Source organism: Pseudomonas sp. PARCl1 (assembly GCF_947311875.1).
GTDB lineage: Bacteria > Pseudomonadota > Gammaproteobacteria > Pseudomonadales > Pseudomonadaceae > Aquipseudomonas > Aquipseudomonas juntendi.
The window spans coordinates 22,808-38,845 of the sequence record NZ_CAMZMX010000030.1 but is presented as its reverse complement, the minus strand read 5'-3'; the positions used below and the strand labels follow the sequence as shown (position 1 = coordinate 38,845).

Below are 16,038 nucleotides of genomic sequence, written 5' to 3'. Positions count from 1 at the left end.
CGTAAGGCGGTGTCTGCTTTATAGTGCTGCCACGCGGGCTTGCCGTGGCACCCTGGCGCAGGCCTGTGGTCAAAGCCCCTGAACCGTCGTGACTGATTAAGGACAAAGCCATGCTGGATTGGAAAAACCGCGAGGCCAAAGCCGAGCCCCGTGAGCGTGTCGACGGCCGCGGCGCTGCCGCCCGTAGCTACCTTGGCGGCCTTTGGAGCCGAGCCCTGGGAACCCTGATCGGGTTGTATCTGCTGGTGTGCATCGGCTTGGGCTGGTACTGGAGCCAGGAACCTGCGCTGTTCCCGGTGCAGCAGAATGCCCAGGCTGCTGCCGAGCGCAATGGCCAGCAGATGGTGATTGGCTACACCACCGTGGAAACCCTCAAGACCGTGGCCGGCACCCTGCTGAACAAGCCGGGCGGCTACATTTCCAACGACCGCTTCCCGCCAGGGCTGTGGATGGACAACATGCCGAGCTGGGAGTACGGCGTGCTGGTCCAGGTGCGCGACCTGTCCCGCGCCTTGCGCAAGGACTTCGCCCGTTCGCAGTCGCAATCTACCGAAGACGCCGACCTGGCCAAGGCCGAGCCGCGCTTCAACTTCGACAACAAGAGCTGGATCCTGCCCTCGAGCGAGTCGGAGTTCGAAGAGGGCATCAAGTCGCTGTCGCGCTACCAGACCCGTCTGGCTGCTGGCGACAAGGGCGCGATCTTCTATACCCGCGCCGACAACCTGAACAACTGGCTGGGTGACGTCGCCACCCGCCTGGGTTCGCTGTCGCAGCGCCTGTCGGCCAGCGTTGGCCGGGTCAAGCTCAACACCACGCTGAAGACCGAGTCGGTGGTTGCCGGCCAGGCGCCGCAAGTGGACGAAGAGCTGGTGGAAACCCCATGGCTGCAGATCGACAACGTGTTCTACGAGGCCCGTGGCCAGGCCTGGGCGCTGTCGCACTTGCTGCGTGCCATCGAGGTCGACTTTGCCGATGTACTGGCGAAAAAGAATGCCACGGTCAGCGTGCGGCAGATCATTCGTGAGCTGGAAGCCTCGCAAGAGCCGCTGTGGAGCCCGATGGTGCTCAACGGCAGCGGCTTCGGCATGTGGGCCAACCACTCGCTGGTCATGGCCAACTACATTTCCCGGGCCAACGCGGCGGTCATCGACCTGCGCCAGTTGCTGTCGCAGGGTTGAGCATGGCCATCAGCGCCAACGAGGCCGCCCACCGGGCGGCTTCCGACCGTGAGCTGGTCACCTGGGTCGACGAAGCCGACCAGGTACTTGGCGCCTTGCCCCGCGCCGAGCTGCGTGAGCGCGGCCTGATTGGCCGCTGCACGTTCATTCTGCTGTTCAACAGTGCTGGTGAGTTGTGTGTACACCGGCGTACCTTGAGCAAGGCGCTGTACCCAGGGTACTGGGATGTGGCAGCGGGTGGCATGGTCACGGCCGGCGAAGGGTATGCCGAGTCGGCGGCGCGTGAACTGGCCGAGGAGCTGGGCATTGAAGGCGCGGCACTGCGTTTTCATGAGCGGTTCTACTTTGACCAGCCCGATAACCGTTTGTGGTGTGCGGTGTATTCGGCGGTGTCGGATGCGCCGCTGCGGTTGCAGCCGGAAGAGGTGATCGAGGCGCGGTTCATTGGCCTGGCGCAGGCTGAGGAAGAAAGCCTGATGAAGCCGTATTGCCCGGATTCGCTGGCGGCGTTGCAGCGCTACAAAGCCAGCCTGGGATGACGTGGGGACCGCTTTGCGGTCCTTTCGCGACGCAAGGCCGCTCCCACATCGATCGGTGTATGCAGGACCTAGTGGGAACGGCCTTGCGTCGCGACAGGGCTGCAAAGCAGCCCCAGTTCCCGGGTAGTCGCAAAACATTCGCAAAATGCCGCAATCCTGTACTTAGCAATCGCCGCATTTATCGTTACACTGCGCGCCCTTTTCGGGCTGCCGCATGTCTTGCAGCAGTAGCGCCGCCCCTGCCAGAGTGGGGCTTCGCGGTCGGCCTCATCCCCAAGGTACGACCAGTTTTTGTCCTCTGCACCGAGGAACAAAAGTGGCCAAGAAAGCTTCTTCCTTCGCCGCCCTTGGCGGTCTCGTTTACTCCACCGACGCCGGTCGGCACTGCCCCGACTGTGGCCAGCCGGTGGGTGCCTGTACCTGCAAGCAGCAGGTCATCCCCGAAGGCGATGGCATTGCCCGTGTGCGCCGTGAAAGCAAAGGCCGCGGCGGCAAGACCGTGACGACCGTCACCGGTGTGCCATTGCCGCCCGATCAGCTCAAGGAGCTGGCCACCACCCTGAAGCGCCGTTGCGGTACCGGTGGCGCGGTGAAGGATGGGGTCATCGAAATCCAGGGCGAGCATGTCGAGCTGCTGATCGCCGAGCTGATCAAGCAGGGCTTCAAGGCGAAAAAGTCCGGCGGCTGAGCCGGCGCGCATTTTTGCCCAGTGCTTTCTAAACTCGTTGCCGTGGCCAGGGTCTACCCTGGGGCACGGACGAATCGTCATTTTCGGCTTTTACACTGCGCCCGCCAGCATGCAGGGCAGTGTCTTCGACTTATCTATAGGGGACTTGAATGTCCGTACGACGCACACGCAAAGACGATGGTAGCCAATGGACCGTGGCCGACAGCCGCAGTGTTTATGGCATCCGCCATTGGGGCGCTGGTTATTTCGCCATCAATGAGGCCGGGCGCGTCGAAGTGCGCCCCAACGGCCCGAACAGCGCGCCGATCGACCTGTTCGAACAGGTCGACGAACTGCGCCAGAGCGGCTTGTCGTTGCCCTTGCTGGTGCGCTTCCCCGACATTCTGCAGGACCGCGTTCGCCAGCTGACCGGCGCTTTCGACGCCAATATCGCGCGCCTGGAGTACCAGAGCCAGTACACCGCGCTGTACCCGATCAAGGTCAACCAGCAGGAAGCGGTGGTGGAGAACATCATCGCCACGCAGAACGTGTCGATTGGCCTGGAGGCCGGCTCCAAGCCAGAACTGTTGGCGGTGCTGGCGCTGGCGCCGAAAGGCGGCACCATTGTCTGCAACGGCTACAAGGACCGTGAATTCATCCGCCTGGCGCTGATGGGCCAGAAGCTCGGCCACAATGTGTTCATCGTCATCGAGAAAGAGTCGGAAGTGGCCCTGGTGATCGAAGAGGCCGCCGAGCTCAAGGTCAAACCCCAGGTTGGCCTGCGCGTACGCCTGTCGTCGCTGGCTTCGAGCAAGTGGGCCGACACCGGGGGTGAAAAGTCCAAGTTCGGGTTGTCGGCCGCGCAGTTGCTGTCTGTTGTCCAGCGTTTCCGCGATGCCGGGTTGGACCAGGGTATCCGCCTGCTGCACTTCCACATGGGTTCGCAGATCGCCAACCTGGCCGACTACCAGCACGGCTTCAAGGAAGCCATCCGTTACTACGGTGAGTTGCGTGCGCTGGGCCTGCCGGTGGACCACATCGATGTGGGTGGCGGCCTGGGTGTCGATTACGACGGTACCCACTCGCGCAATGCCAGTTCGATCAACTACGACATGGACGACTACGCCGGCGTGGTGGTGGGCATGCTCAAGGAGTTCTGCGATGCGCAGGGCCTGCCGCACCCGCACATTTTCTCCGAGAGCGGCCGTTCGCTGACCGCGCACCACGCCATGCTGGTGATCCAGGTGACCGACGTCGAGAAGCACAACGACCAGGTTCCGACCATCGAGAACAAGGAAGCCTTGCCCGAGACCGTGCAGTGGCTGGTCGACCTGCTTGGCCCGACCGACATCGAGATGGTGACCGAAACCTACTGGCGTGCCACCCACTATATGGGTGACGTGGCTGCGCAGTATGCCGATGGCAAGCTCACCCTGAGCGAGAAGGCCCTGGCCGAGCAGTGCTACTTTGCGGTCTGCCGCCGCCTGCACAACTCGTTGAAGGCGCGCCAGCGTTCGCACCGTCAGGTGCTGGACGAACTCAACGACAAGCTGGCCGACAAGTACATCTGCAACTTCTCGGTGTTCCAGAGCCTGCCCGACACCTGGGCCATTGGCCAGGTACTGCCGATCATCCCGCTGCACCGCCTGGACGAAGAGCCCCTGCGGCGTGCGGTATTGCAGGACCTGACCTGCGACTCCGACGGCAAGATCAACCAGTACGTCGACGAGCAGAGCATCGAGACCAGCATGCCGGTGCATGCGGTGCAGGAGGGCGAGGATTACCTGTTGGGCGTGTTCCTGGTCGGTGCGTACCAGGAAATTCTGGGTGACATGCACAACCTGTTTGGTGACACCGACTCGGTGAACATCTACCAGAACGCCGATGGCAGCGTGTACCACGCGGGCATCGAAACCCACGACACCATCGAGGACATGCTGCGCTACGTGCACCTGTCGCCCGAAGAGTTGATGACCCACTACCGTGACAAGGTTGCCAGCGCCAAGATCACGGCCCGTGAGCGCACGCAGTATCTGGATGCCTTGCGGCTTGGTCTGACCCGGTCGTCGTACCTGTCGTCGTAAATGCCGGGGCCGCTTTGCGGCCCATCGCGACACAAGGCCGCTCCTACAGCTCATCCCTGTAGGAGCGGCCTTGTGTCGCGAAATGAGGGCGAAGCCCTCACCGGCGCTGTCACAGCCACACACAATCCAAATGTGGATATTCACCCGCCTTGCGCACCAGACCGGCGCGAATGGGGTTGGCGATGATATAGCGTGCGGCAACTCTCACATCTTCGTCTTTGCGCAGCGCGCGGTCGTAGAAGCCTGGCTGCCATATGTGCTGGCGCGCAGCACCGGTACGGTAGAGGGCACAACTGCTCCGCGACTTGAAGGCGCACATGAGCTTGCTCAGATGGGTTGGCCCAAGCTCGATCAGCCAATGCAAATGGTCCGGCATCAATACCCAGGCCAGAGTCCGGCAGTCGCCTTGCTGATCGCTGAGTTGCAACTGCCGGATCACCGCGCGCGCAAACCAGAGGTTGCGGAACAAGGGGTACCGCTGGCGAGTAATGGTTGTGAGCAGATACAGTCTGCCCGGCTCTGAGAAGCGCCCTTGGCGCAAACGGTGATTGCCGCGACGATCCATGTCGATTTCCTTTGAACATCCCGTTCGCAGGATAGGAGGCGGGACAAGGATCGGCGCAGGTGGATCATTACTGACTATGACAGTTGGAGCCGCGTTATCCGGTCGATGGGCTATCCCCGCTCAGCCAACCCACAGCCCCCGCTGCTGCAACCGCCACCCCACCCACCCCAACGTCACCGCCCGCAACCCCATGAACCCGAGAAACGCCAACCACAAGCCATGGTTGCCAAACCCGCTCATGGCCACCGCCACCGGCAGCGCAATCAGCACCGAAACCAGCATCGCATTGCGCATCTCCCGCGCGCGGGTGGCGCCGATGAACAAACCGTCCAGCAAGTAGCTCCACACCGCAATCAATGGCAGCAACGCCAGGTAAGGCAAGTACGGGTAAGCCGCTGCGCGGACGCTGTCGATGTCGGTCTGCAGATCGATGAACAGGTGCCCACCCAGCAGGAACATCCCGGCAAACCCGAGACTGGTGATCAGTGACCAACCGCAGGCCACCACCAGCGAGCGGCGCAAGGTGAGGCGATCACCGGCACCGATGGCGTGGCCGCACAGTGCCTCCACCGCATGCGCCAGCCCATCCAGCGCATAGGCGGTCAGCAGCAGGCCATTGAGCAGCAATGCGTTGGCCGCTACGGTCGCCTCGCCCAGGCGTGCGCCTTGCAGGGTGATCAGCAGGAACACCAACTGCAGCGCCAGGCTGCGCAGGAAAATGTCGCGGTTCACGGCCAGCAGCGGTCGCCAGGCGTGCCAGTGCTTCAGTGCTGCCCATGCGACCTGCCCCGGGTAGGCGCGCAGCGCCGGGCGGGTCAGGGCCAGGCCAAGCAGGGCGGCACTCCACTCGGCAATCACCGAGGCCCGCGCTGAACCCAGCACACCCCAGTCCAGGCCCAGAACGAACCACAGGTTCAGCGCGATGTTCAGCAGGTTGGTCGTCAGCAGGATCGCCAGCGGCGCGCGGGCGTTCTGCGTGCCAAGGAACCAGCCGACCAAGGCATAGCTGGCCAGCGCCGCAGGCAGCCCGAGCAGGCGGGTGTGGAAGAAGTCTTCGGTGGCTTGCTGCAGCGCGTCGCTGGGTTGCATCGCATGCAGTGCCAATTGGCTGAAGGGAATGGCCAGCAGGCCAATCAACAGGGCGAAGCCGACCGCCAGCAGCAGCCCTTGAACCAGCACCTGGCGCAACGCCGCGCCGTCGCGCCGCCCTGCGGCCTGGGCGGCGAAACCGGTGGACCCCATGCGCAGGAAGCCCATGAGCCCGACCATGAACGTGAACAACGTGGCGCCCACGGCCACTGCGCCCAACTGATGGGCGTGGGGCAGGTGGCCGATGACGGTGCTGTCGACCAGGGCTACCAAGGGCACGGAGATGTTGGACAGGATCATCGGCGCGGCCAGCGCCCAGACCTTGTGGTGGGTGGGGCGGTGGCGCCAGTCGGCGGTCAGTGCAGTCATTGCGGTCCCTGGGAATCTGGGGCTGCTGCGCAGCCCAATCGCGACACAAGGCCGCTCCCACATTGATCGGCGTACGCAGGCCTTTGTGGGCTATTCTGAATGGGCACAGTGTAACGGCCAGGCAAGCAAACCGCGCGAACATGATTCCGGCCAGCTATAATTGCGGCCCTTAAGTACCCGCTGCCAAAGAGTTCCTACTCCATGTTCAACAAAGGATTGTTGCTGGCCTGCGCGCTGGCCTTGCTCAGTGCCTGTGACTCTTCCACGCCGGACAAACCGGCGCCGGCCGAGAAGCCGGCAGCCACCGCGGCCGCCGAGGCCCCCGCTGCCAAACGCGAAGACCCTGCTGTGCTCGCCAAGCGCTATGCAGGCCGCGAGCTGACTGTGCTCGACGTTTCCGAAGTGCAGCTCGACGGCGCCGCGACGCTGTCGATCAGCTTCTCTGCCCCGCTGGATGCCAAGCAGGACTTCGCCACCAAAGTGCACCTGGTCGATACCGTCAAAGGCAAACTCGATGGCGCCTGGGAGCTCTCCGACAACCAGATGGAGCTGCGCCTGCGCCACCTCGAACCCCAGCGCAAGCTGGTGCTGACCGTGGACAAAGGCCTGCTGGCGGTGAACGGCGAGCAACTGGCCAGTGAGTCGGTGACCCGCCTGGAAACCCGCGACATGCAGCCGACCATCGGCTTCGCCAGCCGCGGTTCGCTGCTGCCCACACGCCTGGCAGAGGGCCTGCCGGTCATCGCCCTGAACGTCGACAAGGTCGATGTCGAATTCTTCCGGGTCAAGCCGGAGATGCTCTCGAACTTCCTGGCCAGCTGGGGGCGCAACAGCAGCCTGTACTACTACCAGTCCAAGGAAACCCTGGACATGGCCGAACTGGTCTACAGTGGCCGCTTCGACCTGAACCCGGCACGCAACACGCGCGAGACCGTGCTGCTGCCCATCGCTGGCATCAAGCCGCTGCAGGCGCCTGGCGTGTACCTGGCGGTGATGCGTGCCTCCGGCACCTACGATTACTCGCAGCCGGCCACCCTGTTCACCCTCAGCGACATTGGCGTTTCCGCGCACCGCTACCGTGACCGCCTGGACGTATTCGCCCAGGCGTTGGAAGGCGGCAAGGCCATGAGCGGCGTCAACCTGGAAATCCATGACGACAAGGGCAAGCTGCTGGCCCAGGCCGCCACCGATGGCAAGGGCCACGCCCAGTTGCCGATCACGCCCAAGGCCGACACCCTGATCGCCACCCAGGGTGTGCACACCACGCTGCTGCGCTTGAACACGGCCGCGCTGGACCTCGCCGAGTTCGACATCACCGGGCCCCAGGCCAACCCCTTGCAGTTGTTCATCTTCGGCCCGCGCGATCTGTATCGCCCGGGCGAAACAGTGCTGCTCAACGGCCTGCTGCGTGACCAGGACGGCAAGCCCGTCAAGGCCCAACCGGTGAACGTGGAAGTGCGCCGCCCGGATGAACAGGTCAGCCGCAAGTTCGTCTGGGAGGCCGATGCCAATGGCCTGTTCCAGTACCAGTTGCAGCTGGCCAGCGAGGCCCCCACCGGTCGCTGGCAGCTGTTGCTCGACCTCGGCGGTGGGCGCCAGCAGGTCTATGAATTCCTGGTTGAAGACTTCCTGCCCGAGCGCCTTGCGCTGGAGCTCAAGGGCAGCAGCCAGCCACTGTCACCGGATGAAAACGCGCGTATCCAGGTCACTGGCCGTTACCTGTACGGCGCTCCGGCGGCCGGCAACCGCCTGAGTGGCCAAGCCTACGTGCGCCCCTTGCGCGAGGCGGTGCCGGCGTTGCCGGGTTACCAGTTCGGCTCGGTCACCGAAACCGAACTGAACCAGGACCTGGAGCTGGATGAAGTCACCCTCGACCAGGCGGGCAAGGCCGTGGTCGATATCGAAAGCCGCTGGGCCGAAGCCCGCTCGCCGTTGCAACTGACCGTGCAGGCCAGCTTGCAGGAGTCCGGCGGCCGGCCGATCACCCGGCGCCTGGAACAGCCGATCTGGCCGGGCGAGCGCCTGCCAGGCTTGCGCGGCCTGTTTGACGGTGAGGAAACCGATAGCGACGGGCCGGTGGAGTTCGAGGTACTGGTGGCCGACCACGACGGCAACAAGCTGGCGGCCAACGACCTCAAGGTGCGCCTGGTGCGTGAGCGCCGTGATTACTACTGGAACTACTCGCAAAGCGATGGCTGGAGCTATGCCTACAACGAGAAGTTCCTGACCCAGAACGAAGAGACGGTCAGCGTCAAGGCCGGCTCCACGGCCAAGCTGAGCTTCCAGGTGGAATGGGGCCCTTACCGGGTCGAGGTGGAAGACCCGCAGACCGGCCTGGTGTCCAGCGAGCGCTTCTGGGCCGGTTACCGTGCCCAGGACAACGCCGAAGGCGGTGCCGTACGCCCCGACCAGGTCAAACTGGCGCTGGACAAGCCGGCCTATGCTGATGGCGCCACGGCCAAAGTCACCGTGACCCCCCCGGCTGCGGGCAGCGGTTACCTGATGATCGAGTCCAGTGACGGCCCGCTGTGGTGGCAGGAAATCGACGTGCCCGCCGAGGGCAAGACGTTCGACGTGCAACTGGACAAGGCCTGGGCCCGCCACGACCTGTACATCAGTGCGCTGGTAATCCGCCCTGGCGAGCGCAAGGCCAATGCCACGCCCAAGCGTTCGGTCGGTGTGCTGCACCTGCCGCTGGACCGCGCCGGCCGCAAGCTGGCGGTGAGCCTGCAAGCCCCTGAGAAAATGCGCCCCAAACAGCCGCTGACGGTGAACGTCAAGGCCGCCAACGCCGACGGTAGTGTGCCGCGGCAAGTGCATGTGCTGGTGTCTGCAGTGGACGTAGGTATTCTCAATATCACCGACTTCAAGACCCCTGACCCGTTCGCCAGCCTGTTCGGGCGCAAGGCCTACGGTGCCGACCAGCTGGACATCTACGGCCAGTTGATCGAGGCCGGGCAAGGCCGCCTGGCCAGCCTGGCATTCGGCGGTGACGCGGCCATGGCCAAGGGGGGCAAGCGCCCCAACACCACGGTGACCATCGTCGCCCAGCAAAGCGTGCCGGTTACCCTGGATGACAACGGCCAGGGCCAGGTAACGGTCGATATCCCCGACTTCAATGGTGAACTGCGCCTGATGGCCCAAGCCTGGACCGACGACCACTTCGGCATGGCCGAAGGCAAGACGGTAGTCGCTGCGCCGCTGATCGCCGAGCTGTCGGCACCGCGTTTCCTCGCCGGCGGCGACCGCACCAACCTGGCCCTGGATTTGGCCAACTTGTCGGGCCGGGCCCAGCAGTTGCAGGTTGAAGTCAGCAGCGAAGGGCAACTGAGCCTGGCCGCCAATGCCTTGCATACCGTGGCCCTGGCCGAAGGCCAGCGCTCGACGCTGCTGATTCCAGTGCAGGCCCAGGGCGGCCTGGGGCAGGGCAAGGTCCGGGTGCGTGTCACCGGGTTGCAACTGCCCAACGAGCCAAGCACCGCCTTCGAGCGCGAGTGGGCGCTGGGCGTGCGCCCTGCCTACCCGGCGATGCTCAAGCACTACCGCGTGGCCTTGAAGGACCAGCCATGGACGCTGCCCGAAGCAGACCTGGCGGCCTTCGAACCGGCGGGCCTGGAAGCCAGCCTGGCCTTGTCGAGCCGGCCACCGCTCAACCTGGCCGAGCAGATCCGCGCGCTGGAGGCGTACCCGTACGGTTGCCTGGAGCAGACCACCAGTGGCCTTTACCCGTCGTTGTATGCCGATGCCCAAAGCCTCAAGCGCCTGGGCATCAAGGGTGAGCCGGCAGATGTGCGCAAGCGCAAGATCGAGATGGGCATCGAGCACCTGCTGGGCATGCAGCGCTACAACGGTAGCTTTGGCCTGTGGAGTTCGGACAGCGAGGAGGAATACTGGCTGACCGCCTATGTCACCGACTTCCTCCTGCGGGCCCGCGACCAAGGTTATGGGGTACCGGCCGAAGCGCTGAAGAAGGCCAGCGAGCGCCTGCTGCGCTACCTGCAGGAGCGCAACCTGATCGAGGTCGACTACAGCGAAAACGCCGAACATACCCGCTTCGCCGTGCAGGCCTATGCCGCGCTGGTGCTCGCGCGCAGCCAGCAAGCGCCGCTGGGCGCGTTGCGTGGTTTGTTCGAGCGCCGGGCCGATGCCCGCTCTGGGCTGCCGCTGGTGCAACTGGCGGTGGCACTGGACAAGATGGGCGACAAACCGCGTGCCCAGCAAGCCCTGCAAGCCGGGCTTGGCATCAGCCGCAGCAAGGGGTGGATGGCTGACTATGGCAGCCCGCTGCGTGATCAGGCGCTGATCCTGGCGCTGCTGCAGGAAAGCAACCTGGCCACCAACCAGGTCGACCAGCGTCTGTTTGCCCTGTCGGATGAACTGGCGGCCAACCGCTGGCTGTCGACCCAGGAGCGAAATGCCTTGTTCCTCGCCGGCCGTGGCCTGCTGGGCAAGCCCGAGGGCCAGTGGCAGGCGCGCCTGGACAGTGCCGGCGAAGTGCGCGAATTGAACAACGCCGAGTCTGGCATGAAGCTGGAGGGCCCGCTGCTGGCCTCGCCGCTGAGCGTGCAGAATGAAGGCAGCGCGACCCTCTACCAGCAACTGACATTGTCTGGCTACCCGCGCCAGGCGCCTGCCACCGGCGGTAACGGCATGCAGATCCGCCGCGAATACCTGGGCATGAATGGCCAGCCACTGGACCTGCACAACCTGCGCAGTGGCGATCTGGTCCTGGTACACCTGGCGCTCAAGGCCCAGGACCGCGTGCCCGACGCGCTGGTAGTGGACCTGCTGCCGGCTGGCCTGGAGCTGGAGAACCAGAACCTGGCGCAAAGTGCCGCCAGCCTGGACAACGCCAGCACTGCGGTGAAGGAATGGCGCGAATCGATGCAGAACGCCAGCGTGGTGCATCAGGAGTACCGTGATGACCGTTATGTGGCGGCGCTCAAGCTCGACGGTTATGGCACCACGCACCTGTTGTACCTGGCGCGGGCGGTGACCCCGGGCACCTACCGCGTACCGCCGCCGCAGGTTGAGTCGATGTATCGGCCGAACCTGCAGGCGGTGGGTGATGGGCAAGGCGAGATGACGGTAAAAGCCCGCTAGGCTTGTGCTGCTGTTATTGGCCTCATGCTGGCAAGCCAGGTGCTGCACCTGGCTTCGATGCCGCTGCGGTCACCGTGGCAGCCGGCTTGCTGGCGATCGGACCGCCGTGCGGCTTCCCGGGCGGCCCCCGGGAAGGCTCAGTGGATGACCCAGCTCATTACCCACAACCCCAGCACCAGCCAGATGATCCCAAGGATGATCGACGCACGCATGAATGCGCGGATGGCCGAGTACAGCAGCATCAGGCCGATGATCAGGGCCAGGATGCTGACCAGCGAGGTGTCCATGCCCAAGGTGCGCGCCAGGCCGTCGATGAAATTGCCACCGGCATTGGCCAGCAGGTTGAACAGCCCGCTCAATGCGTCGACGATGAAGCGAATCAACGATCCCAGTGCCTGGCCCAGCCACTCGAAAAAACCTTCTACATGCATAGTTGCTTCCTGATGAACGAGCCGGCGAGTTTGCCGTCCCAAAGCCTTTGGCCATTACCTGGCCAGGTCGGTTCCCGATGCCAAGCTTAGCGCGGCCACGCAGCCGTGCGGGCAGGTTGTTGCGCGCCGTGCTGCTCGGCCTGCTGTTGCTGGCTGGCCTGTTGTGGCTGGCAGACCGCATCTGGCCCGTGCCCATGCCGGGCGACGACCTGGCGCGGGTAGTGCTGGCCGAGGATGGCACACCGTTATGGCGGTTTGCCGATACTGATGGCGTGTGGCGTTACCCGGTCAGCCCTGATGAGGTTTCACCGCTGTATCTGCAGGCGTTGTTGACCTACGAAGACCGCTGGTTCTATCACCACCCCGGGTTCAACCCGCTGGCGCTGGCCCGTGCTGCCTGGCTGAACCTGCGCGGTGGGCGAGTGGTGTCGGGCGGCAGCACGCTGTCGATGCAGGTGGCCCGCCTGCTCGACCCGCACGACCGCACCCTGGCTGGCAAACTGCGCCAGCTGTGGCGCACGTTGCAACTGGAATGGCACCTGTCCAAGCGCGAGATCCTGCAAATCTACCTGAACCGCGCGCCGTTCGGCGGTACCTTGCAGGGGGTGGCCGCAGCCAGTTGGGCCTACCTGGGCAAGTCGCCGCGGCACCTGACCCCGGCCGAAGCCGCGTTGCTGGCGGTGTTGCCGCAGGCACCCAGCCGCCTGCGCCCCGACCGCCACCCCGAGCGGGCACAGCGCGCACGCGACAAGGTACTGCAGCGCCTGGCGGAGTATCAGGTGTGGCCGGCACGGCAAATTCGTGAAGCGGCCGAAGAACCGCTGGTGCTGGCCCCACGGCAAGAGCCAGCGCTGGCGCCATTGCTGGCGCGGCGCTTGAACAGCGCCAACAGCCCACCGCTGATCCGCACCACACTCGATGCCGCCTTGCAACGGCGCCTCGAAGACTTGCTGCTGGGCTGGCGCGCACGGCTGCCAGAGCGCACGTCTGCCGCCATTCTGGTGGTCGAAGCACAGACCATGGCCGTGCGTGCCTACCTGGGGTCGATCGACCTGGCCGACGAGCGCCGCTTTGGCCATGTCGACATGGTGCGTTCGCTGCGCTCGCCCGGCTCTACGCTCAAGCCTTTCCTGTACGGCATGGCATTGGACGACGGCCTGATCCATTCCGAATCGCTGCTGCAGGATGTACCGCGACGCTACGGCGACTACCGGCCCGGCAATTTCTCCATGGGTTTCAGCGGCCCGGTGTCGGCCAGCTCGGCGTTGGCGCTGTCGCTGAACCTGCCGGCAGTGCAGCTGCTGGAAGCCTACGGCCCCAAGCGCTTTGCCGCGCAACTGCGTATGGCGGGTATGCCACTGGCACTGCCGCCTTTGGCAGAGCCCAACCTGTCGCTGATCCTGGGCGGCGCCGGCAGCCGCCTGGAAGACCTGGTTGGCGGCTACGCGGCGTTTGCCCGGGGCGGCAATAGCGCGCAGGTACGCCTGCAACCGCAGGACCCGCTGCTCGAGCGGCGTCTGTTGTCGCCGGGTGCAGCTTGGATCGTGCGGCGTATTCTCAGCGGCCAGGCACGCCCCGACCGCGACCCGCATGCCGAACTGGTGCAGCGCCCGCAACTGGCCTGGAAGACCGGCACCAGCTATGGCTTTCGCGATGCCTGGTCGATTGGCGTGGGCCCGCGCTACTTGATTGGTGTGTGGATCGGTCGCCCAGACGGTACGCCGGTAGCCGGGCAGTTCGGCCTGGCATCGGCCGCCCCCCTGATGTTGCAGGTGCACGACCTGTTGAGCAATCGCGACAGCCAGCGGGGTATCAGCGTGCCAGTCTTGCCGGTGCCCGCCAGTGTCGGCGTGGCCGCGATCTGTTGGCCGCTTGGCCAGCCCATGGCCAGGCAGGACACTAACTGCCGGCGCCAGCGGTTTGCCTGGACCTTGGACGGCACCACGCCGCCAACCTTGCAGGCCGCCGACCAGCCGCTGGGCCTGGGCTTGCGCGAGACGGTGTGGGTCAACCCGCATGGCTTGCGTGTGGATGGGAGTTGCCCAGGCGCCACGGCCCGCGATATTGCCCTGTGGCCGGCACCGCTGGAGCCTTGGCTACCGCGGATGGAGCGGCGTGCCGCACGGTTGCCGGCCATCGACCCAAACTGCCCGCCACAGGTACCGGCCAGCGCACCACCGCTGTCGATCGTGGGGGTGCGCCCAGGCGACAATCTGCGGCGGCCGGCCACCAGCAGCGAGCCTTTGCAGTTGCATGTTTCGGCCCTGGGAGGCGGCGGCCGGCGTTGGTGGTTCCTCAATGGCCAGCCGCTGGGGGAGACCCAGGGGCAGGACAGCCTGCTGCTGCGTTTGCCCCAGGTTGGCCAGGCCGAACTCAGCGCCCTGGATGAAAGCGGTGAGACTGCCCGGGTGGCGTTTCAGGTCAGTGAGTAGGTGCCCGAGCGCAATGTGGAGCGGTAATACGCCCCGGGTACAACAGGCCGCCGGTCAGTGGGTAGTGAAGCGTTGATGCACTGGCGATGAGCTGGGCGTCAGCGCCAGCGCCAATTGGGTACGGTTATGCATATGTGTCAACCGCAGCACCTGCGACACGTACAGTTTGACGGTGTTCTCGGTGATCCCCAGTTCACAGGCAATCTGGTAATTGGTCTTGCCCTTGCTCACCAGCCGCGCGACCTCCAACTGGCGGGGCGACAGTTTCTCGAACGCTGCGGGGAGCTCGCTCTCGCTCTCTTCGCCATCCGTGGCACGCCGGTGGGCGCCTTGGCCGCGGGCTTTCTCCAGCTCCTGATAGAGCTCGTCCACAGACTCGGCCAAGTCTTGCAAACGCTGGTTCAAGCCGCCCAGGTTGCGGAGGTTGCGCCGGCGCTCGAGCAAGGCCTGCTCCTGCTGGCGCACACCTTCGAGCAGTTCCTCAAGGTCCATGGGTTTCTGGTAATAGTCGGCAAAACCTGCGCGCAGGGCGCGGATCACGTCCTGTTTTTCCCCCCGGCCGGTCAGCATGATGGCCTCGAACATGCGTTGGCTGCCGTCGATCTCCTTCAAGGCGCGCACCAGCTCGATGCCGTCCCGTTCGGGCATTTCGAGGTCGCAGATGATGAGGCCAACTGCGGGGTCCGACGTATACCGCTCTATGGCTTCGTCGGTGGAATAGGCGGGTACGCAGGTGTAACCCGCGGTTTCAAGGTATTCACATAGCTGCTCGACAATGACCGGTTGGTCGTCGACCACCAATACCTTCACTTCACTCACTGGTCTGGACACGATCAACTCCCTGTTCGTATACGGCCCTGCTCCCGGGCCAGACGCTCTGGCAATGTAAAAAGTAGTCGCACACGGCGATTCTGTACAAAACCTGTACACATTGTCCGACCACAGGCATCGCTATTGGATCCATACGGCTGTCAGCAGAAAGCCGGTGAGCACATAGGGGACGAACGCCTGCTTGTCGCCCATTTCCTCGGCCAGGGCTTGCAGGCGCTTCTTGATCTTGGGGTTGAGCAGCAGCCATAGACGCCGACGGGCCAGCAGCCAGACCAGCACGCTGACCCCAGCGCCAATGAACGTGCCAAGCACGTATTGCGTGCCGCTGGCCAAGGCCAGGGCGCCCATCAGCTTGACATCATCGGCGCCGAAGTGGCCGTACATATAGCCGGGCAGGGTCAACAGCATGACGATGGCCAGCGCCCATCCGGCATCGCTGGCATCGGCCCCCATCCAGCTATGGCCAGTGGCGAACAGCCAGAGCAGGGCACAGCTGGCCACACCCAGGGTAAGCAGGTTGGAGATCTGGCGTTGACGCACATCCTGTTCGGAGCACAAGGCAAGCCACAGCAGCAGTACAATGCTTTGCATTGGCAGGTCGCCCTTCCTAAAAGTTGAACACTTCTACCCGGTCAGTCAGGTTTCCTTGACTGAAGATAGACCGGAACGTGCGCACGAGTAGGCCTTGCAACCGAAAAAGGCGTAGTCGGAACGGATTTTGTCGTAGCTGTCACCGGGGGCTGCGCTTGA

General features: G+C 64.5%; 11 protein-coding genes. 6 read left to right on the top strand and 5 right to left on the bottom strand.

Annotated features, from left to right (window positions below; all coding sequences use genetic code 11):
- Positions 1–110 precede the first annotated feature (110 nt).
- The 4 genes from QME24_RS16330 (at position 111) to speA (ending at position 4,468) form a co-directional block, all read left to right on the top strand.
- The gene (locus tag QME24_RS16330) at positions 111–1,178 is read left to right on the top strand and encodes a DUF2333 family protein (protein ID WP_009685766.1); all 1,068 of its coding nucleotides are present in this window, start codon (positions 111–113) and stop codon (positions 1,176–1,178) included.
- A 2-nt stretch (positions 1,179–1,180) separates the two neighbouring features.
- Positions 1,181–1,717, top strand: a complete 537-nt coding sequence (locus QME24_RS16325; protein WP_009685767.1) for an NUDIX hydrolase — start codon at positions 1,181–1,183, stop codon at positions 1,715–1,717.
- 316 nt (positions 1,718–2,033) lie between these two features.
- Complete coding sequence (locus QME24_RS16320) at positions 2,034–2,405, top strand: translation initiation factor Sui1 (RefSeq protein WP_054904347.1); 372 nt, start codon at positions 2,034–2,036, stop codon at positions 2,403–2,405.
- A 149-nt stretch (positions 2,406–2,554) separates the two neighbouring features.
- Positions 2,555–4,468: an arginine decarboxylase gene (gene speA, locus QME24_RS16315; protein ID WP_029885908.1), complete on the top strand. Its 1,914-nt coding sequence runs from the start codon at positions 2,555–2,557 to the stop codon at positions 4,466–4,468.
- 109 nt (positions 4,469–4,577) lie between these two features.
- Here speA and QME24_RS16310 read toward each other — a convergent pair whose 3' ends face one another.
- Entirely contained in the window at positions 4,578–5,033 is a 456-nt protein-coding gene (locus QME24_RS16310) for a transposase (RefSeq protein ID WP_280091843.1), read from the bottom strand.
- A gap of 120 nt (positions 5,034–5,153) precedes the next feature.
- On the bottom strand, positions 5,154–6,491 hold the full coding sequence (locus QME24_RS16305; protein WP_192441584.1) for an MATE family efflux transporter: 1,338 nt from the start codon (positions 6,489–6,491) through the stop codon (positions 5,154–5,156).
- 201 nt (positions 6,492–6,692) lie between these two features.
- Here QME24_RS16305 and QME24_RS16300 point away from each other — a divergent pair, with 201 nt between their 5' ends.
- On the top strand, positions 6,693–11,594 hold the full coding sequence (locus QME24_RS16300; RefSeq protein WP_280091680.1) for an alpha-2-macroglobulin: 4,902 nt from the start codon (positions 6,693–6,695) through the stop codon (positions 11,592–11,594).
- Between the two features lie 137 nt (positions 11,595–11,731).
- Here the strand turns inward: QME24_RS16300 and QME24_RS16295 are convergent, their stop codons facing one another.
- Positions 11,732–12,025, bottom strand: a complete 294-nt coding sequence (locus QME24_RS16295; RefSeq protein ID WP_009685776.1) for a hypothetical protein — start codon at positions 12,023–12,025, stop codon at positions 11,732–11,734.
- 77 nt (positions 12,026–12,102) lie between these two features.
- On the opposite strand from QME24_RS16295, the gene pbpC reads away from it, so the two are divergent.
- Positions 12,103–14,457 (top strand): peptidoglycan glycosyltransferase PbpC, encoded by a 2,355-nt coding sequence (gene pbpC, locus QME24_RS16290; protein ID WP_280091679.1) that lies wholly within the window; start codon positions 12,103–12,105, stop codon positions 14,455–14,457.
- 54 nt (positions 14,458–14,511) lie between these two features.
- Here pbpC and QME24_RS16285 read toward each other — a convergent pair whose 3' ends face one another.
- The gene (locus QME24_RS16285) at positions 14,512–15,288 is read right to left on the bottom strand and encodes a response regulator transcription factor (protein WP_280091678.1); all 777 of its coding nucleotides are present in this window, start codon (positions 15,286–15,288) and stop codon (positions 14,512–14,514) included.
- Between the two features lie 120 nt (positions 15,289–15,408).
- Entirely contained in the window at positions 15,409–15,879 is a 471-nt protein-coding gene (locus tag QME24_RS16280; RefSeq protein WP_054904342.1) for an A24 family peptidase, read from the bottom strand.
- Between the last annotated feature and the right edge of the window lie 159 nt (positions 15,880–16,038).

Bases quoted from the DNA above. Each gene is read 5' to 3' on its own strand.
- QME24_RS16330 (WP_009685766.1), top strand. From the start codon at position 111: ATGCTGGATTGGAAAAACCGCGAGGCCAAAGCCGAGCCCCGTGAGCGT.
- QME24_RS16325 (WP_009685767.1), top strand. From the start codon at position 1,181: ATGGCCATCAGCGCCAACGAGGCCGCCCACCGGGCGGCTTCCGACCGT.
- speA (WP_029885908.1), top strand. From the start codon at position 2,555: ATGTCCGTACGACGCACACGCAAAGACGATGGTAGCCAATGGACCGTG.
- QME24_RS16310 (WP_280091843.1), bottom strand. From the start codon at position 5,033: ATGGATCGTCGCGGCAATCACCGTTTGCGCCAAGGGCGCTTCTCAGAG.
- QME24_RS16305 (WP_192441584.1), bottom strand. From the start codon at position 6,491: ATGACTGCACTGACCGCCGACTGGCGCCACCGCCCCACCCACCACAAG.
- QME24_RS16300 (WP_280091680.1), top strand. From the start codon at position 6,693: ATGTTCAACAAAGGATTGTTGCTGGCCTGCGCGCTGGCCTTGCTCAGT.
- QME24_RS16295 (WP_009685776.1), bottom strand. From the start codon at position 12,025: ATGCATGTAGAAGGTTTTTTCGAGTGGCTGGGCCAGGCACTGGGATCG.
- pbpC (WP_280091679.1), top strand. From the start codon at position 12,103: ATGCCAAGCTTAGCGCGGCCACGCAGCCGTGCGGGCAGGTTGTTGCGC.
- QME24_RS16280 (WP_054904342.1), bottom strand. From the start codon at position 15,879: ATGCAAAGCATTGTACTGCTGCTGTGGCTTGCCTTGTGCTCCGAACAG.